This is a genomic window from Nonomuraea sp. NPDC003804 (assembly GCF_040610675.1).
In the GTDB taxonomy this organism is placed as follows: domain Bacteria; phylum Actinomycetota; class Actinomycetes; order Streptosporangiales; family Streptosporangiaceae; genus Nonomuraea.
Genome location: NZ_JBEXMT010000010.1, coordinates 191513 through 215921 on the forward strand (window position 1 = coordinate 191513; position 24409 = coordinate 215921).

The window sequence follows — 24409 nt, forward strand, 5'->3', positions numbered from 1 at the left end:
ATAGCTAACGTATCTGGCTTAGCCAGCCGAAACCGCCCAAGCCTGCTGGGTCGATCAGCTCGGCCTCCTGGGAGGCGCGGGCCAGCGCCCTCAGGTAGCCCGACGGGTCGGTCCGCGCGAGGTCGAGTGCGGGACGGGTGCCGGTGACTCCCAGAGTGCGCAGAATGTCGCGCTGTGTGGACAAGGTTGTGGATATCGCGCCGGCCTGCCGGCCCGCCTCCGCGCACGCGTCGAGTGCGACATGTGCGGTGATGTCGCAGGTCCCGTCGGGTATGGGCGCCACGACCGAACCGTCCCTGTATCCGGTGAGCGTGCCGCGGGGCGGCCGGTTATCCACAGGGTGTGCATAATCGACGGCGATCGCCTGGCCACCCGCCAACCGGGCGATCACGGCCGCCCACGCCGCGCACCGCGACCTGCCGACCTCGGCCCGCTGGCCCACCCGCCGCAGCGGCCACCACTGCTCGAGCCAGGCCAGATCGTCCTCGCCGGGCGGGTCGCCGAGCCGTTCCTCGCCCGTCCCGGTGTGGACCAGCACCAGGCGCGGGCCGGCGGCGGTCTGCTCCACGACGTCGAAGGGGACGTTGTCCAGCCACTCGTTGGCGATCACCATGCCGGTGATGCCCTGCGGGATCGTGTGGCTCCACCTGATCGCCTCGGGCAGCCCTGCGGGCCGGGAGGACAGGTCGACGGCCGTGACCCTCAGTCTGGCCCGCAGCTCCGGCGGGGCCGCCGCGAGCACGTGCGCCGACAGCGCGCCGTCGCCGGCGCCGATGTCGACGAGATCGAGCGGGTCGGGACGGCCCAGCGCGCCGTCGAGGCGCAGCAGCATCGTCAGCACGGCCCCGGCGAAGACCGGTGAGGCGCCGACCGAGGTGCGGAAGTGCCCGGACGGGCGTTCGCGCAGGTAGAAGCCGCTCTCCCCGTACAGTGCCCGCTCCATCGCCGCTCGCCAGGTGAGCCACATGCCACGGACTATCTCATGACCTTCGACCGACACGCCTGGTGATGTGATGACTACTCCTTGTCGCCGCTTTGCGCTACGGTAACCCGGTGTCATCGAGCGATCACCCGGGCGCTCCCCCCGGTGACCCCGGTTCGATCGCCGATGCGGAGACCGGACCGCGGCCCCGTGCCGCGCAATGAGAGGACATCCCCCATGTTCAAGAAGTCTGCCGTCGTCGCGGGTGTGCTGGCCATGATGGCGCTCGGCGCGCCCGCCGCCCACGCCGACAACATCACCAGCGGCAACAACGGCGTGCTGTCCGGCAACCAGATCTTCGCGCCGATCTCCATTCCGGTGAACGTGTGCGGCAACGCCGTGGGCATCTTCGGCTGGGCCGTGGCCGGGTGCAAGGGTGGCGCCTCGGTCGACGTCCACCAGCACTGATAGGCGCGCGCCCGCCGTGCGATGGAGCACGGCGGGCGCGTCTCACACCAGGGGCCGGCCCGTCGGCGGTGGGTCGGCCCTCCTTGTGGGGAGCGGGCGCCGGTCACCGTGCCCGGCGTCCGCTCCGGCAGGGGTGTCCACTATGTATGCCCTTGCTGGGTTTTGTCCCCTCCCAACATGCGGCAAAAGAGCCATGACCGTGGCCGGTGACGGCCGGCGGTTACCCTGGTCAGCAGTGTCGGATGACAGGGAGCGCGACGTCATGGACGCAGGGGATCGCCCGGGGCGGTTGGCCATCGGCGTGCTGGGCACGGGCAAGGTGGGCTCGGTGCTCGGCGCGGCGCTGGCCCAGGCCGGTCACAGGGTCGTGGCGGCGAGCGGCGTCTCCGACGCCTCGCAGCGCTGGGCGGGCGAGCGGCTCGGCGTGCGCACGGTCAACCCCGAAGAGGTCGTCAGCAAGGCCGAACTGATCCTGCTCACCGTCCCCGACGACGCGCTGCCCGACCTGGTCGCCGGACTCGCGGCCACCGGGGCCGACGTTCGCGGCAAGCTGCTCGTCCACACCAGCGGCGCCTACGGCCTGGCCGTCCTCGACCCCGCCCGGCAGGCGGGCGCGCTGCCGCTGGCCCTGCATCCCGTGATGACCTTCACCGGCAGGGACGACGACCTCAACAGGATCACCGGCATCTCCTTCGGCGTCACCTCGCCCGAGCCGCTGCGCCCGATCGCCGAGGCGCTGGTCATCGAGATGGGCGGCGAGCCGGTCTGGATCGCCGACAGCGACCGCGCCCTCTACCACGCGGCGCTCGCGGGAGCGGCCAACCACATGGTCACACTGATCGCCGAGTCGCAGGAACTGCTGGCGAAGATCGGGGTCGAGCACCCGGGCAGGATGCTCGGCCCGCTGCTCGGGGCCGCGCTCGACAACGTGCTCAGGCTGGGCATCACGGGGCTGACGGGGCCGGTGGTGCGCGGCGACGCCGGCACTGTGCGCAAGCACGTCGACGCGCTGATACTGGCGGCGCCAGAAGCGGCCGACGCATACGTGGCACTCGCTAGGCTCACGGCGGACCGGGCGCTCGCCGCCGGGTTGCTGAAGCCCGAGGCGGCCGAGCGGCTGCTCGACGCGCTCGGGGGAAACATGTGGACCTGATCGGGCCGGGACGTTCCGCCTGGACCTGATCAGTCTAGGAGGACACCGATGGAACTGATCGTCGCGCACGACCGCGCCGGCCTCGAGAAAGCCCGCTCCTCGGGCCGCGTGGCGCTCGTCCCGACCATGGGCGCCCTGCACGAGGGTCACCGCTCGCTGATGCGCGTGGCCCGTACGCTGGCCGACCAGGTCGTGGTCAGCATCTTCGTCAACCCGCTCCAGTTCGGCCCCGCCGAGGACTTCTCCCGTTACCCCCGCACCTTCGACTCCGACCTCGACATCTGCGCGGCCGAGGGGGTGGACGTGGTCTTCGCCCCCTCGGCCGACGACATGTACCGCCCTGACCGTCAGGTGAGCCTCTCCGCGGGCCGGATGGGCGCGATGGTCGAGGGCGCGGTGCGCCCCGGGCACTTCGACGGCGTGCTCACCGTGGTGATGAAGCTGTTCAACCTGGTCGGGCCCCAGGTCGCGGTCTTCGGCCAGAAGGACGCCCAGCAGCTCGCGCTCATCAGGCGCATGGTCGCCGACCTCGACCTGCCCGTGGAGGTCGTGGGCGCGCCGACCGTGCGCGAGCCCGACGGGCTGGCCCTCTCAAGCCGTAACCGGTACCTCACGCCCGACGACCGGCAGCGCGCGCTGGCGCTCTCGCGCGCCCTGCACGCGGGGGCGGCACGGCTCTCGCCCGCCGCCGTCCGCGCCGCCGCCGAGGGGGAGCTGGCCGCGTCCGGGCTCGTGGCCGACTACGTTGTCCTCGTCGACCCCGCGACGTTCGCCGAGATTCCCGACGACTTCCGGGGCGAGGCGGTGTTGGCTGTCGCGGCCAAGGTCGGCACCACCCGCCTGATCGACAACGTCCTTATCGCTTTCTGAAGGAGCGTCGTGCTCAGGACCATGTTGACGTCCAAGATCCATCGAGCCACGGTCACGCAGGCCGACCTGCACTACGTGGGATCGTTGACCATCGATGAGGAGCTGATGGAGGCGGCCGGGTTGTTACCGGGCGAGCAGGTGCACGTGGTCGACATCGACAACGGCGCCCGCCTGGTGACCTACGCCATCACCGGCCCGCGCGGGTCGGGGATCATCGGTATCAACGGCGCCGCGGCCCGGCTGGTCGCGCCGGGCGACCTGGTGATCATCATCGCGTACGGCCAGCTCGACGACGCCGAGGCGCGGGCCTTCACGCCCCGGGTGGTCCACGTCGACCGGGACAACAGGATCGTGGAGCTGGGCGCCGACCCCGCGGCCGCGGTCGAGGGGGCCATGCGCGGCGACGAGCTCCACGTCTAAGGGGAGGGGGCGGGGAAGGAGCACGGATCGCGGGGCGTTATCGTCATAGTGACGAAATCCGAGGAGGCTCCCCCATGAGTGCACCCGCGATCCCCATGAAGCTCACCGCCCCCGCCCCCGGCTGGACGGTCGAGGCGGACGTGATCGTGGTGGGTTCGGGCGTCGCCGGGCTGACCGTGGCCCTGCACCACGCCGAGCTCGACCCCACCGCGAAGGTCCTGGTCGTCACCAAGGACGTGCTGTCGTCCGGCTCCACGAGGTGGGCGCAGGGCGGCATCGCGGCCGTCCTCGACCCCGCCGACTCGCCCGGCGAGCACCTCGACGACACGCTGGTCGCCGGGGTCGGCCTGTGCGACGAGCAGGCCGTCAGGATGCTGGTGACGGAGGGGCCGGGAGCGCTGCGCAACCTGATCGCCAGGGGCGCCAGGTTCGACACCGACGAGAACGGCGAGCTCCAGCTCACCCGCGAAGGCGGGCACCACCGCAACCGCATCGTGCACGCGGGCGGCGACGCGACCGGCGCCGAGGTGCAGCGGGCGCTCATCCAGGCGGTCCTCGCGCACCCTGCGATCGAGGTGATCGAGCACGCCCTCGTGCTCGACCTGGTCAAGGACGCGGGGGGCCGGGCGCGCGGCGTCACCCTGCACGTCATGGGCGAGGGCGCGCGCGACGGTGTGGGAGAGGCGCGGGCCAGGGCCGTGGTGCTGGCCACCGGCGGCATGGGCCAGATCTACGCCGCCACCACCAACCCCGTCGTCTCGACGGGCGACGGCGTCGCGCTGGCGCTGCGCGCGGGCGCCGTCGTCAGGGACCTGGAGTTCGTGCAGTTCCACCCGACCGTGCTGTGGCTGGGTGAGGAGTCCACCGGCCAGCAGCCGCTGATCTCCGAGGCGGTACGCGGCGAGGGCGCCTACCTCGTCGACGCCGGCGGCGAGAGGTTCACCGACGAGCTCGCGCCCCGTGACGTGGTGGCCAAGGCGATCACGCGACAGCCGGGCCAGGTCTACCTCGACGGCCGCCACTTCGGGCTCGACAAGTGGAAGAGCCGCTTCCCGACCATCTACGGCATCTGCCTCGAGCACGGGATCGACCCCGCCACGGACCTGATCCCCGTCATGCCCGCCGCCCACTACGCCAGCGGCGGCGTCCGGACCGACCTGCGCGGCCGTACCTCGATCGAGGGGCTCTACGCCTGCGGCGAGGTCGCCTGCACGGGCGTGCACGGCGCGAACCGGCTGGCCTCCAACTCGCTGCTGGAAGGACTGGTCTTCGCCGAGCGCATCGCCGAGGACATCCACCGGCTACGGCCCGCCCCCGGCGAACCCGCCGCGGCCACCGCGGAGGAGGGCCTGGTCGACCCCCGGGCCCGCACGCGCATCCAGGCCCACATGAGCAGCGGCGCGGGGGTGCTGCGCAGCCGGTCCTCGGTCACGCAGACGGGCGTCGCGCTCAGGGATGCCCGCTGGACCCCCGTGGCGGTCCAGCCCTGCGTGGAGTCGTGGGAGACCACGAACCTGCTCACCGTGGCCTCGGTCCTCGTGGCCGCCGCCTACGCCCGCCTGGAGACCAGGGGCTCGCACTGGCGGGAGGACTTCCCCGACCGCGACGACGAGAACTGGCTGGGACATCTGGACATCACGCTGACTCACGAGGGGCTGACCATGACCTACACGCCGCACGAGACGGCCCCGGGCCTGGCGCGGGAGCTGGAGGCCGCGGGGCTCGACCCGGCGACCGTGGACGAGGTCGTCTCGCGCGCGCTCGCCGAGGACCTGCAGGAGGCCGGCGACGTCACCTCCCTGGCCACGATCCCCGCAGGGCAGCGTGCCACCGCCGACGTGGTGGCACGGGCCGACGGGGTGGTCGCGGGGCTCGCCGTCGCCGAGGCCGTCTTCCGCAGGCTGGGCGCCACCACCGTCGAGCGCAGGGCCAAGGACGGCGAGCGCGTACGGCACGGCGACGTGCTCATGGCCGTCGAGGGCGAGACGCGCGCCCTGCTGACGGCCGAGCGCACCGCGCTCAACCTCCTCACCCACCTGTCGGGGATCGCCACGCTCACCGCCCGCTGGGTCGACGCGGTCGAGGGCACAGGAACCCGGGTGCGTGACAGCCGCAAGACGTTGCCGGGCCTGCGGGCGCTGGAGAAGTACGCGGTCAGGGCCGGCGGCGGGGTCAACCACCGCATGTCGCTGTCGGACGCGGCGCTCATCAAGGACAACCACGTGGTGGCCGCCGGCGGAGTCGCCGAGGCTTTCCGCAAGGTGAGAGACCTGTATCCCGAGCTGCCGATCGAGGTGGAGGTGGACCGCATCGACCAGATCGCCCCCGTCCTGGCCGAAGGCGCCGAGGAGATCCTTCTGGACAACTTCACCGTGGCGGAGCTGGCCAGGGCGGTGCGACTCGTCGACGGCCGGGCCAGGCTCGAGGCAAGTGGCGGGCTGACCTTGGAATCGGCCCGTGATGTAGCCGAAACTGGCGTGGACTACGTTGCTGTGGGAGCGCTCACGCACTCGGCACCTGCGCTTGACATAGCCCTGGATCTACGGGGGAACTAGATGCTGCTCGCGATCGACGTCGGCAACACCCACACGGTGCTCGGCCTCTTCGAAGGCGAGGAGGTCATCGAGCACTGGCGGATCGCCACCGATGCCCGCCGTACCGCTGACGAGATCGCGGTCGTCCTGCAGGGGCTGCTCGCCCAGTCGCCCCTGCTCAAGGACGCGGACGTGAGCGGCATCGCGATCTGCTCGACCGTGCCCTCGGTGCTGAACGAGATGCGCGAGATGTGCCGCCGCTACTACGGCGACGTCACCGCCGTCATCGTGGAGCCCGGCATCCGCACCGGAGTTCCGGTCAGGATGGACAACCCCAAGGAGGTCGGCAGCGACCGGATCGTCAACTCGCTGGCCGCCATCGACCAGTACGGCGGGCCCTGCATCATCGTCGACTTCGGCACCGCCACCTCCTTCGACGCGGTGTCGGCCAAGGGAGAGTACGTCGGCGCGGTCACCGCTCCGGGCATCGAGATCTCCGTCGACGCCCTCGCCGCCGCCGGGGCCCAGCTGCACAAGGTGGAGCTGATCAGGCCGCGCTCCGTGATCGCCAAGAACACCGTCGAGGCGCTGCAGTCGGGCATCATCTACGGCTTCGCCGGCCAGGTCGACGGCATCGTCGAGCGGATGGCGGCCGAGCTCGCCGACGACCCCGACGACGTCACGGTCGTGGCGACCGGCGGTCTCGCCTCGCTGGTGGTCAGGGAGGCGCGCTCGATCGACGTGCACGAGCCGTGGCTCACGCTCATCGGGCTCAGGCTCATCTACAACCGCAACGCGACATGACGAAGGGCCCCACCCGCGGGAGGGGCCCTTCGATCCGGTTTCTCACACCTCTTCGGCGTCGTAGAGGTCCCACCACTTGCCGCACTTGCTGACGCGGTGGGTGGACGGGTCGTACTGGCAGACCTTGACGCGCATCGCGTAGACGTCGTCCTCGTGGAACTGGAAGGACTTGTAGCCCGGGTAGCCGCAGTAGTAGCGCGAGTAGACCTGGTACCAGTCGTACTCGTCGTCGGCCGCCTGGAACTTCACGTACGCGCACTTGCCGCCCTGGTTGTAGGTCCTGTTGTCGAGGTCGTAGAGCCGTCCCTTGACGTGAACGGAGTTGCCGTCCTCGTAGTCGCCCTCGACGCCGATCCAGCCGCCGGCCTTGGCCAGGCCGTACTTGGCGTAGTAGGAGCCCCAGTAGTCGTCGTAGTCGGAGGCGCCGGTGGTGGAGGAGGTCGTCGAGGCGTTGGCGGTGGCGGGGAGCGACAGGGCGAGTGTGCCGGTGGCGGCCACTGCGAGGAAGCCTGTCGCGAGCTTCTTCATCATGATCTCTCCTTGAGCCCCGCGGTTCCGGCTCCCTGCCGGATCCCCCTGGGCTCCTGGGTCATTGGTAACCCCGCCTCCTTGCACTCCCTTTGCAAAGAGCTGACGAACTCTTGTATTGCGCCATATCGGTACCCTTTGGTGTTGTGAGCGACGAACTTCCCGAGCAGATGCGCATCCGGAGGGAGAAGCTCGACCGCCTTCGTGACGAGGGCGTCGATCCTTATCCGGTGACCTTCCCCCGTACGGCGACCAACGCCGAGATCAGGGAGAAGTACCAGGGTCTCGACCCTGACACCGCGACCGGCGACAAAGTCGGCGTCGCGGGGCGCGTGATGCTCAACCGCATCGGCGGGAAGCTCTGTTTCGCCACGCTGCGTGACGGCGGCGGCGACCTGCAGGTCATGATCTCCCTCGACAAGGTGGGAGAGGAGTCGCTGGCGGCCTGGAAGCGCGACGTCGACCTCGGCGACCACGTCGGCATCGAGGGAGAGGTCATCACCTCCCGGCGCGGCGAGCTGTCCATCCTCGCCGACCGCTGGCAGATCACCTCCAAGTGCCTGCGCCCGCTGCCGGAGAAGCACGTCGGCCTCACCGACCCCGAGGCCCGGGTACGGCAGCGCTACGTCGACCTCATCGTCAACGACGAGGCGCGCTCGATGGCCCGCGTCCGCAGCGCCACGGTCCGCGCGGTGCGCGACTTCTGGCACGAGGAGGGCTACCTCGAGGTCGAGACGCCCATGCTGCAGCCGATCCACGGCGGCGCGGCGGCACGGCCGTTCAAGACCCACATCAACGCCTACGACATGGAGCTCTACCTCCGCATCGCGATCGAGCTCTACCTGAAGCGGCTCGTGGTCGGCGGCATCGAGAAGGTCTTCGAGATCAACCGCAACTTCCGCAACGAGGGCGCGGACTCCACGCACAACCCCGAGTTCACGATGCTCGAGGCGTACGGCACCTACCTCGACTACAACGACATGGCCGAGCTCACGCAGCGGATGTACCAGCGGGCGGTCGTGGCCGCGCTGGACACCACCGTGGTCGTGCACGACGGCGTCGAGATCGACCTCGGCCTCGCGCGCTGGCCGAGGGTCAGGCTGTACGACGCGGTCTCCGCGGCGCTGGGCGAGGAGATCACCACCGACACCCCGCTCGAGCAGGTCAGGAAGTACGCCGACGAGCGTCACGTCCACTGGGACGCGAAGTGGGGCCAGGGCAAGCTCGTCCAGGAGCTCTTCGAGGAGCTGGTCGAGCACACGCTGGTCCAGCCGACGTTCGTCATGGACTACCCGCTGGAGACCTCGCCCCTCACCCGGCAGCACCGCGACAACCCGCTGCTCACCGAGAAGTGGGACCTGATCGGGTTCGGCACCGAGCTCGGCACCGCCTACTCCGAGCTGGTCGACCCGATCGAGCAGCGCCGCAGGCTCACCGAGCAGTCGCTGCTGGCGGCCGGCGGCGACCCCGAGGCGATGCAGCTCGACGAGGACTTCCTGCAGGCGCTGGAGTACGCGATGCCGCCGACGGGTGGCGTCGGGGTCGGGATCGACCGGATGATCATGGCCTTCACCGGCAAGAACATCCGGGAGACGATCCTGTTCCCGCTGGTGAAGCCCACCGGCTGACCCGCGTCCACGCCGGTCGTCACCGCCGGGCAGGCTCGCCGGTGACGATCGGGGCGGTCGCGTCCTGAGGCGGCTCGGCGGGCCGTACCCGGTCGGGTGGCGGTGTCAGAGGGTGAGGACCAGGCGACCGCGCAGGCCGCCCTTGGCGAGGCGGGCGTAGGCGTCGCCGGCCTGCTCCAGCGGGTAGGTCCCGGCGACCCTCGCGGTCAGCCGGCCGAGCCCGGCCAGCCGGGCGATCTCGGCGAGCTGGAACGGCTCCTCGCGGAAGAACACGGTGGCCACGTCAGTCCCCCGCAGCGCGACCGGTGCCACGCCGGCCGTCAGGGTGACGAACGTCCCCCCGTCGCGGAGAGCGTTCAGTCCCGCCAGGCCGGTCACGGCGGCGTCGATCACGGCGTCCACCCCGCCTGGCACCCGCTTCCTGACCGCCTCGCCCAGATCCTCCCCGCGCGGGACGAACCACTCGGCGCCGAACCCCCGGACCAGTTCCTCGTCGTCGCCTCCCGCCGCGGCCACCACCCGCAGGCCGCGGGCCGCCGCCAGCTCCACCGCGAACCCGCCGACGGCGCCCGCGGCCCCCGTGACCAGGACGGTCCGGCCCTGGCTCAGGTTCGCCCGGTCGAGCGCCTGCCACGCGGTCAGCGTGTTGAGCGGCAGGGTGGCGGCCTCGACCGGGGACAACCCCGCCGGAGCGGGTGCGACCGCCGAAGCGTCGACCACCACGTGGTCCGCCTGGGCCTTGGTCGGCAGTTCGAGCCGGCCGACCAGGGCGATCACCTCTTGCCCGGGGGCGATGGCGACGCCTTCACCCACCTGGTCGACGGCGCCCGCGGCGTCGAAGCCGAGGCCGTAGGAGTCGAGCTCGCGGGCGACGCCGTAGTCGCTGAGCGAACCTGAGGCGACCGCGAGGTCGAACGGGTTCAGGCCGGCGGCGGCGACCTTGATCCGGACCTGGCCCCGGCCCGCCTGGGGAGTCGGGGCCTCGATGAGCTCGGGAGAGCCGGAACCGCCGATGAGCGCACGCATGGTTGTCATGCGGACGACCCTAGGGAGAGAAGCTCTCTTCTGGTAAGAAGGTACCTGGAAGTGCGTAAGCCACCCGGAGGAGCTCGCATGGCGACCACGACGGCGGCCGCGCGCCGTGCCGCGGCCAAGCAGGAGTACGACGCGTACGTCGCGCAGTGCCCCTCGAGGAAGCTGCTGGACACCCTCAGCGACAAATGGGTCAGCCTGATACTCACCGCCCTGGCCGGCGGCTCGATGCGATACAGCGACCTGGCCAGGACGGTCGCGGGCGTGAGCCAGAAGATGCTGACGCAGACGCTTCGCGGGCTGGAAAGGGACGGGCTCGTCTTCAGAACGGTGACCGCCTCGGTGCCGGTGCGCGTGGATTATGAGCTCACGCCACTCGGAACGAGCCTGCTCCCACTCATGGCCGCGATCAAGGAATGGGCGGAGTGTCACATCGAGGATGTCGAGCTTGCCCGCGAACGCTATGACGCCGGGCAGGCCGCTGAAAAATCGGCGTGAAATTCAGGATAAGAGCGCATTGCGGTCGGCCGGTTGTGGCCTGATCTTCGCGCCGTATGCCGCGCGAGTTCTTCATATAGAAACGATCAAGTCAATAGTCGCCGTCAAGCGCTTCGTGGAATCAACCTTGACGACCTTTCGAGTATGCGTTTACCGTCTGCGGGATGAGCAGCGGTGCTCGAGCCGAGACGTCGCCGAGTTGTGCTGTTGGGGGGAGGGCTCCCGATGGATGTGCTCACCGACGACGGAGTCGTGTTGAGCCAGGACGACCTGGATCTCCTCGCGGAGTTGGCCAAGGGTGTCACGGTCGACCGCGTGGGCAGAACGCTGGAGATCAGCGGCCGCACGGTCCGCCGCCGCCTGCGCGTCATCTGCGACAGGATCGGCGTCGCCACGGCCATCGAGGCCGTGGCCTGGGCCGCGCGCCGACGACTGATCTAGTCGGCGATCCGTACGGCTCCCGCGAACGGCCTGTTGGCGATCGCGGCGACCCGGACGACGTCACCCGTGCGGGGCGCGTGCACCATCATCCCGCCGCCGATGTAGATGCCCACATGGTGCAGGTCGTTGTAGAAGAAGACCAGGTCGCCGGGGCGTAGCTGCTCGCGCGAGATGTGGGTGCCGGCCGTCCACTGGTCGCCGGTGTAGTGCGGCAGGCTGATGCCCACCTGCTGGTAGGCGGCCATGACCAGGCCCGAGCAGTCGAAGGAGCTCGGCCCCTCGGCGCCCCACACGTACGGCTTGAGCTGCTGGGTCAGCGCCCAGCGGGCGGCCTGCGCGGCCTTGCCGCTGCCGATGATGGGCAGGTTGACCCTGCTGGCGCGGGTGCCCGGCCGTCCCGCCTCGCCCAGGGCGCGCCGGAACAGGCTGCTCTCGGTCTTGGCGACCATCGAGGTGATCTTGTCGCGCTTGCTGCCGAGGTCGTTGACGAGTTTCTGGACCTCGGCCAGGCGTGTCTTGGCGGTCGACCTCGCCTTCTCGGCGGCGGCGATGGACTCGGCGAGCTCCTTGACCTCCTGGCCCTGCTGCTGGCCGAGGGCGTAGGAGGTGGCGGCGGCGTCGAGGAAGGAGTCGGGGTCGGCCGACGAGGTGAAGGCCAGGCCGTCGGCGAGGCCGCCGTACATGTAGGTGCTCTCGGCCACGAGCGTGGCTCGGGCGCGCTTGGCGGCCAGATCGGCCTCGCTGGTGGCCAGGACCTTCTTGGCGGTCTCGGCGGACTTCTTGACGCCCTTGAGCTTCTCGCGCTGCCCGTTGTACTGCTCGGTGAGCGTCTCGATGTCGTTGTGCATCTTCTCGACGCGCTCGGCGAGCTCCTTGAGCGTCGGCTTGGGGTCGGCGGCGGCCGGGCTCAGCGGCATGGCGAGGGCGAGGACGGCCATCGCGGCGCTCACGACGGCGAACCGCTTCCTGGGGGAGCCCGGTTCGTGGGGGCGGGCGTGCTTGCCCGCGGACTTCCCCTCGTGAGTGCGCCTGCGCTTCACCAACCAGCTCCTCTCGTAGCCGCCGACCGGGTTAGCTGACGGGTTCGGGCCGGAGCAGCCCTACCGAGCACGGACTCGGACTCACCCCTGTGGCGGTCGGTGGTCCGCCGGCGGGTCCCCGGCTCCCCGTGGTGGGGGATTAGGCGCGTCACCCACGCCTGGCTGCGTGGGTGACATCGTCGCTGGACACTAGTGCAAGCCAGGTTCGTGCTCAACCAGAACTACGGATCCAGTAGAGGATGCGCAAACAAAGGATCACGGGCGGGTCACGTAAAAGCCTGATCAACCAGGGCATTGCGTGCCCTTTGCCCGGATTGGCAGAGATTTGTCGGGCATGTCGTGCGCCGATGCGGAGCGTGCTCGCCTCACTACGTGAGGTCATGTGATGGTAGTTAGGGATGGGCCGAAACAAGCTCGGTACGCTGAAGGGCCATGGAGCAGGTCGTCGAGCGCCCAATGCAGGACACCGAGATCGTCGTACGGCGCGCCCGCACGCCGGACGTCAGGTCGATCAAGCGCCTGGTCGACATCTACGCGGGGGCGGGCCGCAAGCTTCTCGAAAAAGCCACGGTCACGCTGTACGAGGACGTCCAGGAGTTCTGGGTCGCCGAGCGCGGCGGCCAGGTGGTCGGCTGTGGCGCGCTCCATGTGCTGTGGGAGGACCTCGCCGAAATTCGCACGGTCGCCGTCGATCCCGCGGCCAAAGGTTCAGGCGTCGGTCACCGTATTGTTACCGCGCTCGTGAGAACGGCTCGCGACCTGGGCCTTCGCCGGGTCTTCTGTCTGACGTTCGAGGTCGACTTCTTCGCCCGACACGGCTTCGTGCCCATCCAGGGAACGCCGGTATCACCCGAGGTCTACGCCGAGCTGCTGGCCTCCTACGACGAGGGTGTGGCCGAGTTTCTGGACCTCGAGCACGTCAAGCCCAACACCCTTGGCAACACCAGGATGCTGCTTCATCTGGACGCAGTTGACTACGGCGTTGACCAAGAGGAAAGGTGATTGTTGATACTCATGTCGATACGTTGGGCAACAGCAAGCATGTGTCCTGACATGTGCCACATGCGCCATCGAAGCGAGGTGACACGGTGAGCACCGGACAGCCGCCGTACCCGGACCAACCTGACGACAATTCCGGATACGGTCAGCAGAACGCAGGACGCCCTGGCGAGCAGCCGGATCCTGACGTGACGATCGTCGGCTATCGCCATGAGGGCGGCGGCTACGGTCAACCGTCACAGGGCCAGCCCGACCAGGCCTATGGCCAGCAGGGCTACGGCCAGCAGCCCGGTTACGGCCAGCAGGGCTACGGTCAGCAGGGCTACGGCCAGCAGCAGCCCGGCTACGGCCAGCCTTCCTCGGGCCAGCAGGGCTACGGCCAGCAGCAGCCCGGCTATGGACAGCAGGGCTACGGCCAGCCCGCGTCCGGCCAGCAGCCCGGCTACGGCCAGCCCTCCTCGGGTCAGCAGGGCTACGGCCAGCAGCCCCCCGCTTCCGGCCAGCAGCCTTATGGTCAGCAGGGCTACGGCCAGCAGTACGGCCAGCCCGGTTACGGCCAGCAGGCCGCCTCGGGCCAGCAGCCCGAGTACGGTCAGCAGGGCTACGGCCAGCAGTACGCCTCGGGCCAGCAGCCCGAGTACGGCCAGCAGGGCTACGGTCAGCAGCAGGCCTCCTCCGGCCAGCAGCCCGAGTACGGGCAGCAGGGCTACGGCCAGCAGCACGGCTCCTCGGGCCAGCAGCCGGAGTACGGCCAGCAGCCGGAGTACGGGCAGCCCGGCTATGGCCAGCAGCAGCCCGGGTACGGCCAGCCGGCGTCCGGCCAGCAGCCTGGCTACGGCCAGCCCTCCTCGGGTCAGCAGCCCGGTTACGGCCAGCAGCCCGGCTACGGTCAGCAGGGCTACGGCCAGCAGGGCCAGTCGCAGCCCGGCTACGGCCAGTCCTCGCCCTACGGCCAGCAGCAGCCCTACCAGCCCGGTTACGGCCAGCAGCAGCCGCCCGCCTACGGCCAGCCCGGCTACGGCCAGCCGTACGGCGCGCCGGCCGGACTGCAGCCGCCCGGCGCACCCGCCCCGCTCGCCGAGTGGTGGCAGCGCCTGGTCGCCCGCATCGTCGACGGCGTGATCTTCGGGGTCTTCTGGGTCATCGTGAGCACGGTCCTGTTCATGGTCGCGGGCCCGAGCTACGACCTCGCCACCGGCACGTTCACCGGCATGAACCCGCTCGTCCTCGCGGCGATCCTCGCTGTCCTCGCGGCGCTGTTCTACGTGGGCTACGAGTTCCTGCTGACCAAGTCCAAGGGGCAGACGGTCGGCAAGATGATCATGGGCATCAAGATCGTCCCGGTCGGCGGCTCGCTGCCCCCCGGCGGTCTGGAGAGCGACTCCGCCATCAAGCGGGCCGGCATCACCTGGGGCGGCGTGATCCTCAACGCCATCCCGATCCTCGGTGGCCTGCTGGCCTTCGCCGCGATCGGCGTCAACGGCGCCTCCCACCTCTGGGACAAGCCGCTGCAGCAGACCTTCGCCGACAAGTTCGCCGGCACCGTGGTCGTGAAGATCAAGTAAGCGGATACCGAAAAAACGGGGACCGGCGTCGCGCCGGCCCCCGTTTTCGCGTCCCTGGCACTGTAATCGCGGCCGGCCGGCGTACAGAATGGGGCTTATGGTCGCGCCGCCGCCAGGAGTGCCGGCCGTACCGGCCGATTGGTGGGAACGGCTCGTCGCGCGAAGCATTGAGGCTCTCGTCGTCGGGGTTCTCTATTACATTCTGTTCATCACGGCCTGGGGTTTGTTGCGGACTGTCGGCCTGCTTGAGGTGTATGGCGACCGGTTGCCGAGGTTGTTGGCCTGGCTGGCCGTGGGGCTGGGTTATGCGGGCTATGACTGCCTGGTCCATTACCGGCGGCGCCGTACCTTCGGGAAGGCGATCATGAAGATAAGGCTGGCGCCTGCCCCGGGGCGGCGGCTGGGGCCGGAGGATCTGGCGAAACGCGCGCTGCTCTATCCCGGGCCGATCGCGCTCGCGGGGATTCCTGGCGCCAATGTCGTTGTCGGAATCCTGGTGTTCGCCGTCGGACTGTCTATCTTGATCGACAAGCCCCTCCAGCAGGGGTTGCACGACCGGTGGGCGGGTTCGTTGGTGATCAAAGACCCTCGCTGAAGTGTGCATCTGCCCCCAGACGCCGATTTTTCAGGATTTTCCGGGCGATCGGGTAAGAACTCTGGAGAGACTGGCATTAGGCTAGGTGGCACACACCCCGCCAGGTGGCGCTCCCTTTGGCGCTATCGTCGGGGCGGAGAGTCGACAACAGCTGTCCCGTCCGTCGCAGGGCGGCACGTGCATAAAGGGCGCGTCTCCCACAAACCCCATGAGGCGGCGTGGGGCGGAATGCAGCCGTCGGGCGCCGTCCAAACAGGACGGGTCCGTCCGGGGACCGAACTGACCCGGGAGTCAGGGAATCCGCGAAGCGCTGAATTGTCTCGTCGCCTTTCCGGGTATATGTTTGGCACGCGAATGAAACAATGCGCCGGGAAAGGATTCCGTAGATGGCCAAGCAGATCCAGGAGATTCTCATCGATGACCTCGATGGGGGCGAGGCCAATGAGACGGTCAGCTTCGCCATTGACGGCGCGTCGTATGAGATTGACCTCAGCGACGTTAACGCCAAGAAGCTGCGGGACGCGCTGTCGCCTTTCGTGACGTCCGCCCGCAAGTCGGGTGCCGTTGCGGCCCGTCGCCGGGTGCGTGGCGGAGCACGTTCCATGAGCCGTGAGAAGAGCTCCGAGATTCGGCAGTGGGCCAAGGCCCACGGCCTCCAGGTCAGCGAGCGCGGCCGCATCTCCTCCGCGATCGTGGAGAAGTACGAACAAGCCCACTGACATCATGCGCTTATGCCGATCGCCTAGAACCCCGGAGATCGCCATAAGCGCATGATCGTGTTTGCCGGTGAAAACCGGGCATGTCGTGCGGCCGGTGGCTCATGCTCTAAACGTCGTTCGCTTGCGGCGTATCGGGAACACAGCACCCCCTGTAGGTAGTTGGATGGAGGGTGAACGCCCTGCTCTCGGGGAACGTCTCTGCTATAGAGCGTGTCAGCGGTTCGCCGAGCCAGGGCTAGCATGCGGGAGGACGGGACCGGATTTACCGGCCTGACTGACCGCTCTGTGAGGAGCGACGAGATGTTCGAGAGGTTCACCGACCGAGCGAGGCGGGTTGTCGTCTTGGCCCAAGAAGAGGCCAGGATGCTCAACCACAACTACATCGGCACTGAGCACATTCTTCTTGGCTTGATCCATGAAGGTGAGGGCGTAGCCGCCAAGGCTCTGGAGAGCCTCGGCATCAGCCTTGAGGGTGTGCGCCAGCAGGTCGAGGAGATCATCGGCCAGGGCCAATCGGCTCCGTCGGGGCACATTCCGTTCACCCCGCGGGCCAAGAAGGTTCTTGAGCTGTCGCTCCGTGAGGCTTTGCAGCTGGGCCACAACTACATCGGCACCGAGCACATCCTGCTCGGGCTCATCCGCGAGGGTGAGGGTGTGGCTGCCCAGGTGCTGGTCAAGCTTGGAGCCGATCTCAACCGTGTGCGGCAGCAGGTCATCCAGCTGCTCCACGGCTACCAGGGCAAGGAGCCGGCCGCCGCGGGTGGCCCGCAGGAGTCCGCGCCGTCCACGTCCCTGGTGCTCGACCAGTTCGGCCGCAACCTGACCCAGGCGGCCCGCGAGGGCAAGCTGGATCCGGTCATCGGCCGTGAGAAGGAGATCGAGCGGGTCATGCAGGTCCTCTCCAGGAGGACCAAGAACAACCCCGTTCTCATCGGCGAGCCCGGCGTCGGCAAGACCGCCGTCGTCGAGGGCCTGTCACAGAAGATCGTCAAGGGTGAGGTGCCCGAGACGCTGAAGGACAAGCAGCTCTACACGCTTGACCTGGGCGCGCTCGTGGCCGGCTCCCGCTACCGCGGTGACTTCGAAGAGCGCCTGAAGAAGGTGCTCAAGGAGATCCGCACCCGAGGCGACATCATCCTGTTCATCGACGAGCTGCACACGCTCGTGGGCGCGGGCGCCGCCGAGGGCGCGATCGACGCCGCCAGCATCCTCAAGCCGATGCTGGCCCGCGGCGAGCTGCAGACCATCGGCGCCACCACGCTCGACGAGTACCGCAAGTACCTCGAGAAGGACGCCGCGCTGGAGCGCCGCTTCCAGCCGATCCAGGTGGCCGAGCCGTCGCTCAGCCACACGATCGAGATCCTGAAGGGTCTGCGCGACCGCTACGAGGCGCACCACCGCGTGTCGATCACCGACGACGCGCTGGTCGCCGCCGCGCAGCTGGCCGACCGCTACATCAGCGACCGCTACCTTCCCGACAAGGCGATCGACCTCATCGACGAGGCCGGTTCCCGGATGCGCATCCGCAGGATGACCGCTCCGCCGGACCTGCGCGAGTACGACGAGAAGATCGCCAACGTCCGCCGCGACAAGGAGTCCGCGATCGACGCGCAGGACTTCGAGAAGGCGGCTGCCCTCCGCGACCAGGAGAAGCAGCTCCAGCTCAAGCGCGAGCGCAGGGAGAAGGAGTGGAAGGCCGGCGACATGGACGTCGTGGCCGAGGTCACCCAGGAGCTCATCGCCGAGGTCCTGGCCACCGCCACCGGCATCCCGGTCTTCAAGCTGACCGAGGAGGAGTCGCAGCGCCTGCTCCGCATGGAGGACGAACTCCACAAGCGGATCATCGGCCAGGACGACGCCATCAAGGGCCTGTCGCGGTCCATCCGGCGTACCCGCGCCGGTCTGAAGGACCCGCGCCGTCCCGGCGGCTCGTTCATCTTCGCCGGCCCCTCGGGCGTCGGTAAGACCGAGCTGTCCAAGGCTCTGGCGGAGTTCCTCTTCGGCGACGAAGACGCTCTGATCATGCTGGACATGTCGGAGTTCATGGAGAAGCACACCGTCTCCAGGCTGTTCGGCTCCCCGCCCGGCTACGTCGGGTACGAAGAGGGCGGCCAGCTGACCGAGAAGGTGCGGCGCAAGCCGTTCTCCGTGGTCCTGTTCGACGAGATCGAGAAGGCCCACCCCGACATCTTCAACTCGCTGCTGCAGATCCTGGAAGACGGTCGCCTGACCGACGCCCAGGGCCGGGTGGTCGACTTCAAGAACACGGTCATCATCATGACCACCAACCTCGGCACCCGCGACATCTCCAAGGGCATCGGGGTCGGGTTCGCGAAGTCCAACGACGCCGAGTCCAACTACGACCGGATGAAGTCGAAGGTCCAGGAGGAGCTCAAGCAGCACTTCCGGCCCGAGTTCCTCAACCGTGTCGACGACATCGTGGTCTTCCACCAGCTCACGCCGAAGGAGATCATCCAGATCGTCGATCTGATGCTCGCCCAGGTGAGCGAGCGGCTGAAGGACCGCGACATGGGGCTCGAGGTCTCGCCCGCCGCCAAGCAGCTGCTGGCCGACCGCGGCTACGACCCGGTGATGGGCGCCCGTCCGCTCCGTCGTACGATCCAGCGCGAGCTGGAGGACTCCCTGTCGGAGAAGATCCTGTACGGCGAGCTGCGTCCCGGCCAGGTGATCAAGGTCGACATCGAGGGCGAGGGCGACAACGCCAAGTTCGTCTTCGTCGGCGAGACCGCCTCGCGCGTTCCCGACTCGGCGGCCGCGATCGCGGAGCCGATCCAGAACTAAGCGCTGGGTTTGCCAGGGCCCGCGTGGGATACCCACGCGGGCCCTGCTGCGTGTTCAGCCGCCGCCGCCCCGGCCTGCCTCTCGGTCGGCGGTCTCTCGGGGCGGTCTCTCGGGCGGCGGGTTCTTGGGCGGCGGTCTTGGGCGGCGGTCTCTCGGGGCGGTCTCTCGGGCGGCGGGTTCTCGTCGGCGGTTTCTTAGGCGGGTTCTCGGGGCGGCCTCCCCGTCGGCGACCTCTCGAGGGCGGTCTCCCGGGCGGCGGTCTCTGGGGGCGCCATTCCTTCCACCCTGCGGACGTTTCTCCCCGAGGTTCTCCGTCGTGCCGACCGTTCGCTCTCCCCGCGCCGGTCCGACGCCTGCGCCCAGCGATGGAGTGCCCGAGCCTGGGGGAATTCCCGGGGTCTGTCTCAAGGGGTTGAGGGTGCCCGACGCCTGCCGCAGCGGTGGGGGGTTCCCGGCGTCTGTCGCAGGGGATTGGGGGTGCCCGACGCCTGCCTAGGGTGGGAGTTTCCGACACCTGCCCCGGCGGCGGGAAGTTTTCCGACGCCTGCCGCAGTGATGGAGTGCCCGAGCCTGGGGTGTGCGGGTTATCACTCCCGTCCGTTGGGGAGGGGAGCGAAGTCCTGCTGGGCGGCGCGCCTGCGACGGGCGGGACCCCGTGACCGCGGGGGCGGCAGACCGGCTTGCCGTACAGGGAGGGAGAGGCTGCGGGGCGGCAGACCGGCTTGCCGTGCCGGGAAGAGGGCGGAGAGTGTGCGGGGCGGTGGGCCGGCTTGTCGAACGGGGGGCGGAGAGGGCGCGCCGGACGGGGGCGGGCGGGGATGGGTCGCGTTACTGGGGTGGGCATCGGTTTGATGTCAGATTGGTGACTCCAGGTTGGGTTCGGCTATACCGCCACGAGAAGTAGTACTACAATCCGTAGAGCAAAGCACGCCAAGTCCCGCACAAGTGACCCACAAGAAGGCGTCCCTAGGTTGGGGCTCATCCCTGAGGCGTAGTCGGAAGTCAACTCAGGGCGGACGCGGAGGCCCCGGTCCGGCGGGCAAGCTCGGCACACGTCCGAGCGACGGACACAACACCCAGTGCAAGCCGTGGAGGAAGCCGATGCGCCTGCGTCACGACGACGGAACGCTCGTTCACTTGGCGTACAACGCCGGCGTGCACCCCGCGGAGGACCTCGAGAACCTCATCGCCCACCTGACCCGCTACGCCGTCCCGGTGCGCAAGCGCCTGGGCGTCGACCGGATGGGCGTCGGGCTGTGGCTGTCGCCCACCGTGGCCGACCATCTGATCGCCGACCGCATCGAGCTGGTACGGCTGCGCCGCTCCCTCGAGGAACGCGGTCTCGAGGTGGTCAGCCTCAACGGCACCGGCGGCCGCAACCAGGACGTGCCGGGTCCCGACTGGGCCAAGCCCGAGCGCTACCGCTACACGATGGCGCTCGCCAAGATCCTCGCCTTCCTCCTGCCGGAGGACGTGCGGTTCGGCAGCATCTCCACCATCCCGATCGGCTGGCGCCGTGACTGGCCCGCCGACCTGCACGCCATCGCGACGCGCCGGCTGGAGCGGCTGGCCCGCGAGCTGCGCGGCATCCACAGCGTCACGGGCAAGACGATCCGCGTGGGGTTCGAGCCGTGGCCGGGATGCGTCCTCGAGACGACCGAGCAGGCCGTCGAGCGGGTGGGCGGCATCGACTCCGAGCATCTCGGCGTCTGCCTCGACGCCTGCCACCTGGCCTGCGGCGGCGGCGAGGAGCCCGGCGCCGCGCTGCGCGGGCTCGCCGAGGTCGGAGCGCCGGTGGTCAAGCTGGGGCACGTGCACAACCACACCGACACGGGCGCGGTTCTGCACGACACGTTGACGGCGATCCTGTCGGGCGCGGTCAACGGCACGGCGCACATCGAGGTTGAGACGCACAACCTGGCGGTGCCGGGACGTGCCAAGGGGCCGGGGGCGCTGGTGTCGATGCTGGCCGAGGAACTCGACTGGGCCCGCACGAACCTCACCTCGCTGGGCCTCCAGCTCGCCGCCTGACCTCTCTCCTTTCCACCGCGCCCTGGAAACGCCGACCCCGGGACGGCGGGCGGCCCAGGAACGCCGACCCCAAGGCGGCGGGCGGCGGCTCGGGAACGCTGACCCCGGGATGGCGGGCGGCCCAGGAACGCCGACCCCAGGGCGGCGGGCGGCCCAGGAACGCTGACCCCGGGATGGCGGGCGGCGGTTTCGGACACCGACCCCAGGACGGCGGGTCCAGGCTTGAACCGGGCCCTGGGCCCGAGGCGGGGGCGTACCCCGGGCGGGTCAGGTGGGCAGGCGGTAGGTTCCGTCGTCCAGGACCTCGGCCAGGCCGTCGGTGATCAGGCCGTCGAGCGCCCGCTCCCGCTGGACCGGCTCGTCCCATACCGCGTCGAGCGCCGCCTTGGGCACCGGCCCGTGCGCCGCGCGCAACACCGCCAGGAGACGGCCTCTGCACTGCCGGTCGGTGCCCTCGTAGGTCTGCCCCTTGCGTGCCTGGCCGGGCGGCTTCCCGGCGAGCCGCCAGGCGCACTGCGTGATGATCGGGCAGCGCTCGCACTGGGGGCCGCGGGCCGTACAGACCAGGGCGCCGAGCTCCATGACCGCCACGCCCCAGACGGGCGCGCCCACGGCGGGGAGGAGGTCCTGGGCGAGGCGGCGTTCGGCGGCGGTGGTGGCGGCCGGCGGGTACTCCTCAGCGCGGACGGCCCTGCCCAGCACGCGGCGGACGTTGGTGTCGAGCACCGGATGGCTGCCGCCGAAGGCGAAGCTCGCCACGGCGGCGGCGGTGTACTCGCCGATGCCGGGCAGCGAGAGCAGCGTCGCGTGGTCGGACGGCACCGATCCGCCGTGCTCCGTGGTGATCGCCCTGGCGCAGGCGTGCAGGCGCAGCGCCCGGCGCGGGTAGCCGAGGCGGCCCCAGTGGCGTACGGCCTCGCCGGGGGGTTCCGCCGCGAGGTCGGCGGGGGTGGGCCAGCGCTCCATCCACTGCTGCCACGCCGGCAGGACGCGCACGACGGGCGTCTGCTGGAGCATGATCTCGCTGACCAGGATGCCCCAGGGGGTGGCGTCCTGGCGGCGCCAGGGGAGATCGCGGGCATTGTCGGCGTACCAGTCGAGAATCGGCTCTCGTAGGAGGTTCGGGTCGGCCACCCGCTCAGACTAGTGGGTTACGGCGTGTCGTCACCCTGCGTGCACGGCGGCTTCAGCATTCTGGGGGTATGGAACCGGATACCCTGCGCGGCGTCCCTGGGGATGTCTACTGGCGGCGGCGCATGACCGTACTCGTCGGGGTGCTGGTCGTGGTGGCCTTCGTGGCGTGGGCGTGTTCGGCCACGGGTGGGCCCGAGCACGCGTCGAACGCCGGGAAGCCCTCGCAGCCCGGGGTGGAGCAGGTTCTGGCGGGATTGCCCTCCGTGACGGCCACGCCGACGCCGCAGCCGTCGAAGACCCGTGTGACGCCCTCCGCCGCACCCTCGCCCAAGCCCACCCCGGCACCGCCGGTGCGCAGGGCGGGCCTGCCGTGCGAGGAGAAGGACCTGGTCCTCAACCTGGAGCAGCGGCAGGAGGTCTATCCGGCGCAGGCTCGTCCCACCTTCATGCTCACCCTGGTGAACACCGGCCCGGTCATGTGCACCGCGGACGTGGGGCCGCGGGCGATGGAGATCCGCATCACGTCGGGCAACGACCGGGTGTGGTCGACGGCCGACTGCGTGAGCGGCGAAGGCGTCGAGGTCCGCAAGCTGGAGCGCGGCATCCCGTACGTCCACAGCCTGGAATGGGACCGGCGCCGCTCGGGCGTCGACTGCTCGGGCACGCGGGCCGGCGCGCTGCCCGGCACGTACGTCGCGGTGGTGCGAAAGGGTGGCCTGCGCAGCCCGAAGGCGGTCTTCCACCTCCGCTAGGGCGGGTCAGACGTAGCGTTCGAGGATGCTGGACTCGGCCAGCCGCGACAGGCCCTCGCGCACGCTCCTGGCCCGCGACTCGCCCACGCCGCCGACCGCCTGCAGGTCGTCGACGCTGGCCGCCAGCAGCTTCTGCAGCCCGCCGAAATGGTCGACCAGCCGGTCGACGACCGTCGCGGGCAGCCGCGGAACCTTCGCCAGCAGCCGGAACCCGCGCGGGCTGACCGGGCTGTCGAGCGTCTCGTTCGCCCCGCGCCCCAGCACCCGCGCCACGGCGGACAGGTCGAGCAGCTCGCTCGCCGACAGCGCGTCGAAACCGTTGAGGACGTCGGTGACCTTGCGCTTGGTCCGCGTCACCGACGCGGGAAGGTAGTCGCGCACGATCAGCTCGCGGTCGGAGTCGACCCCGGCGACCAGCTCGTCCAGCTGCAGGGACAGCAGGCGGCCGTCGGTGCCGAGCTCGACGACGTAGCCCTGGATCTCCTCGGAGATCCGGCGCACCATCTCCAGGCGCTGGGCGACGGAGGCCACGTCGCGGACCGTGACCAGATCCTCGATCTCCAGCGCCGACAGCGTGCCGGACACCTCGTCGAGGCGGTGCTTGTAGCGTTCGAGGGTGGCCAGGGCCTGGTTGGCCTTGGACAGGATGGCCGCCGACTCCTCCAGGACGTAGCGGATGCCGTCGAGGTAGAGGGCGATGATCCGCATCGACTTGCTGATCGCGATGATCGGGAAGCCGGTCTGCCGGGCGACGCGCTGCGCCGTACGGTGCCTGGTGCCTGACTCGTCGGTGGGGATGGCGGGGTCGGGCACGAGGTGCACCGCGGCCCGCACGATCTTGTGATCGTCGCTGCGCAGCACGATCGCGCCGTCCATCTTGGCCAGCTCGCGCAGCCGCGTCGCGGAGAACTCCACGTCGAGCTCGAACCCGCCGCTGCACAGCTCCTCGACCACGCTGTCGTAGCCCAGGACGATGAGCCCGCCCGTCTGGCCGCGCAGAATGCGCTCCAGACCGTCTCTCAGTGGAGTGCCCGGGGCAACCGAGGCGAGGGCTGTGCGACGACGGTCGTCAAGACTCCTGTCGTTTGCCACCTGACCCCCGTGTCCTAGTCAAAATCCAGCTTACCGGCCAACCTGTGTGCCGTACCCGTAGTCTCATGAACCCCATCCTCATCCGGACGTCGTCTCGGATGGACAGGTCGTTCCCGCAGGACGACCCGCCTTCGTCGCCCTGCCGCCGCCGGTCAGGGGGTCCCGGCTCCGGGGCCGTCCCGCTCCTGCCCGTACGGCACGCCGACGACAGGCCACCGTGGTCCGCCGGTCCCGCGCCGTCCATCACGCTACTGCGGGCCCACGGGGCTGGGCGCCGTCACGTCGGATCGTGCAGCCGCCCTTCTCCTGCCCGTGTCGCGCCCTTTCATTTCCTTAACCGACGTCGCGGCACACGACGGTGGCCGCCCCGACCACGTAGTCG

22 protein-coding genes and 1 riboswitch are annotated in these 24409 nt (G+C 69.7%); of the genes, 16 read left to right on the plus strand and 6 right to left on the minus strand.

The genetic code is table 11. The features are described 5' to 3' along the window. Positions 1-4: 4 nt before the first annotated feature. Positions 5-967, minus strand: coding sequence for an SAM-dependent methyltransferase (locus tag ABZX22_RS16540; RefSeq protein ID WP_354909376.1), 963 nt, complete (start codon positions 965-967; stop codon positions 5-7). Positions 968-1159: 192 nt separating this feature from the next. On the opposite strand from ABZX22_RS16540, the gene ABZX22_RS16545 reads away from it, so the two are divergent. The 6 genes from ABZX22_RS16545 (at position 1160) to ABZX22_RS16570 (ending at position 7171) form a co-directional block, all read left to right on the plus strand. Further along, positions 1160-1390 carry a chaplin gene (locus ABZX22_RS16545; protein WP_354909378.1) on the plus strand — a complete coding sequence of 77 codons (231 nt, stop codon included), beginning with the start codon at positions 1160-1162 and terminating at the stop codon, positions 1388-1390. A gap of 262 nt (positions 1391-1652) precedes the next feature. Then, positions 1653-2543, plus strand: a complete 891-nt coding sequence (locus ABZX22_RS16550) for a DUF2520 domain-containing protein (RefSeq protein WP_354909380.1) — start codon at positions 1653-1655, stop codon at positions 2541-2543. Between the two features lie 48 nt (positions 2544-2591). Beyond that, positions 2592-3413 carry a pantoate--beta-alanine ligase gene (panC, locus tag ABZX22_RS16555; RefSeq protein WP_354909383.1) on the plus strand — a complete coding sequence of 274 codons (822 nt, stop codon included), beginning with the start codon at positions 2592-2594 and terminating at the stop codon, positions 3411-3413. 9 nt (positions 3414-3422) lie between these two features. Beyond that, complete coding sequence (panD, locus tag ABZX22_RS16560) at positions 3423-3833, plus strand: aspartate 1-decarboxylase (protein WP_354909386.1); 411 nt, start codon at positions 3423-3425, stop codon at positions 3831-3833. A gap of 74 nt (positions 3834-3907) precedes the next feature. Further along, positions 3908-6388: an L-aspartate oxidase gene (locus tag ABZX22_RS16565; protein ID WP_354909389.1), complete on the plus strand. Its 2481-nt coding sequence runs from the start codon at positions 3908-3910 to the stop codon at positions 6386-6388. Then, a complete protein-coding gene (locus tag ABZX22_RS16570) occupies positions 6389-7171 on the plus strand; it encodes a type III pantothenate kinase (protein ID WP_354909390.1) in 783 nt (260 codons plus the stop codon). Positions 7172-7213: 42 nt separating this feature from the next. Here the strand turns inward: ABZX22_RS16570 and ABZX22_RS16575 are convergent, their stop codons facing one another. Beyond that, positions 7214-7702 (minus strand): hypothetical protein, encoded by a 489-nt coding sequence (locus ABZX22_RS16575; protein WP_354909393.1) that lies wholly within the window; start codon positions 7700-7702, stop codon positions 7214-7216. 143 nt (positions 7703-7845) lie between these two features. Here ABZX22_RS16575 and lysX point away from each other — a divergent pair, with 143 nt between their 5' ends. Next, the gene (gene lysX / locus ABZX22_RS16580; protein ID WP_354909395.1) at positions 7846-9327 is read left to right on the plus strand and encodes a bifunctional lysylphosphatidylglycerol synthetase/lysine--tRNA ligase LysX; all 1482 of its coding nucleotides are present in this window, start codon (positions 7846-7848) and stop codon (positions 9325-9327) included. Positions 9328-9432: 105 nt separating this feature from the next. Here the strand turns inward: lysX and ABZX22_RS16585 are convergent, their stop codons facing one another. After that, the gene (locus ABZX22_RS16585; protein ID WP_354909397.1) at positions 9433-10362 is read right to left on the minus strand and encodes an NADP-dependent oxidoreductase; all 930 of its coding nucleotides are present in this window, start codon (positions 10360-10362) and stop codon (positions 9433-9435) included. A gap of 78 nt (positions 10363-10440) precedes the next feature. On the opposite strand from ABZX22_RS16585, the gene ABZX22_RS16590 reads away from it, so the two are divergent. After that, the gene (locus ABZX22_RS16590) at positions 10441-10857 is read left to right on the plus strand and encodes a helix-turn-helix domain-containing protein (protein WP_354909399.1); all 417 of its coding nucleotides are present in this window, start codon (positions 10441-10443) and stop codon (positions 10855-10857) included. Between the two features lie 225 nt (positions 10858-11082). Then, the gene (locus ABZX22_RS16595; RefSeq protein ID WP_354909400.1) at positions 11083-11298 is read left to right on the plus strand and encodes a LuxR C-terminal-related transcriptional regulator; all 216 of its coding nucleotides are present in this window, start codon (positions 11083-11085) and stop codon (positions 11296-11298) included. Here the strand turns inward: ABZX22_RS16595 and ABZX22_RS16600 are convergent. Then, positions 11295-12338, minus strand: coding sequence for an NlpC/P60 family protein (locus ABZX22_RS16600; RefSeq protein ID WP_354909402.1), 1044 nt, complete (start codon positions 12336-12338; stop codon positions 11295-11297). The genes ABZX22_RS16595 and ABZX22_RS16600 overlap by 4 nt on opposite strands. A 5-nt stretch (positions 12339-12343) precedes the next feature. Then, positions 12344-12494, minus strand: a riboswitch (cyclic di-AMP (ydaO/yuaA leader). Between the two features lie 276 nt (positions 12495-12770). Here ABZX22_RS16600 and ABZX22_RS16605 point away from each other — a divergent pair. The 6 genes from ABZX22_RS16605 to ABZX22_RS16630 all read left to right on the plus strand — a co-directional run bounded on the left by ABZX22_RS16605 (position 12771) and on the right by ABZX22_RS16630 (position 21049). Then, the gene (locus ABZX22_RS16605) at positions 12771-13340 is read left to right on the plus strand and encodes an amino-acid N-acetyltransferase (RefSeq protein WP_354909405.1); all 570 of its coding nucleotides are present in this window, start codon (positions 12771-12773) and stop codon (positions 13338-13340) included. A gap of 86 nt (positions 13341-13426) precedes the next feature. Continuing rightward, the gene (locus ABZX22_RS16610) at positions 13427-14902 is read left to right on the plus strand and encodes an RDD family protein (protein ID WP_354909407.1); all 1476 of its coding nucleotides are present in this window, start codon (positions 13427-13429) and stop codon (positions 14900-14902) included. 97 nt (positions 14903-14999) lie between these two features. Then, the gene (locus tag ABZX22_RS16615; protein WP_354909408.1) at positions 15000-15497 is read left to right on the plus strand and encodes an RDD family protein; all 498 of its coding nucleotides are present in this window, start codon (positions 15000-15002) and stop codon (positions 15495-15497) included. 386 nt (positions 15498-15883) lie between these two features. Continuing rightward, positions 15884-16216 (plus strand): Lsr2 family protein, encoded by a 333-nt coding sequence (locus tag ABZX22_RS16620; RefSeq protein WP_354909410.1) that lies wholly within the window; start codon positions 15884-15886, stop codon positions 16214-16216. Positions 16217-16516: 300 nt separating this feature from the next. Then, a complete protein-coding gene (locus ABZX22_RS16625) occupies positions 16517-19018 on the plus strand; it encodes an ATP-dependent Clp protease ATP-binding subunit (protein WP_354909412.1) in 2502 nt (833 codons plus the stop codon). A gap of 1101 nt (positions 19019-20119) precedes the next feature. Continuing rightward, positions 20120-21049, plus strand: coding sequence for a TIM barrel protein (locus ABZX22_RS16630; protein WP_354909415.1), 930 nt, complete (start codon positions 20120-20122; stop codon positions 21047-21049). A gap of 267 nt (positions 21050-21316) precedes the next feature. On the opposite strand, the gene ABZX22_RS16635 is transcribed toward ABZX22_RS16630, so the two are convergent. Beyond that, positions 21317-22183 (minus strand): A/G-specific adenine glycosylase, encoded by an 867-nt coding sequence (locus ABZX22_RS16635; RefSeq protein WP_354909417.1) that lies wholly within the window; start codon positions 22181-22183, stop codon positions 21317-21319. A 68-nt stretch (positions 22184-22251) separates the two neighbouring features. On the opposite strand from ABZX22_RS16635, the gene ABZX22_RS16640 reads away from it, so the two are divergent. Continuing rightward, a complete protein-coding gene (locus tag ABZX22_RS16640) occupies positions 22252-22935 on the plus strand; it encodes a hypothetical protein (RefSeq protein ID WP_354909419.1) in 684 nt (227 codons plus the stop codon). A gap of 6 nt (positions 22936-22941) precedes the next feature. On the opposite strand, the gene disA is transcribed toward ABZX22_RS16640, so the two are convergent. Continuing rightward, entirely contained in the window at positions 22942-24027 is a 1086-nt protein-coding gene (gene disA, locus ABZX22_RS16645; protein ID WP_354909421.1) for a DNA integrity scanning diadenylate cyclase DisA, read from the minus strand. Positions 24028-24409 lie beyond the last annotated feature (382 nt).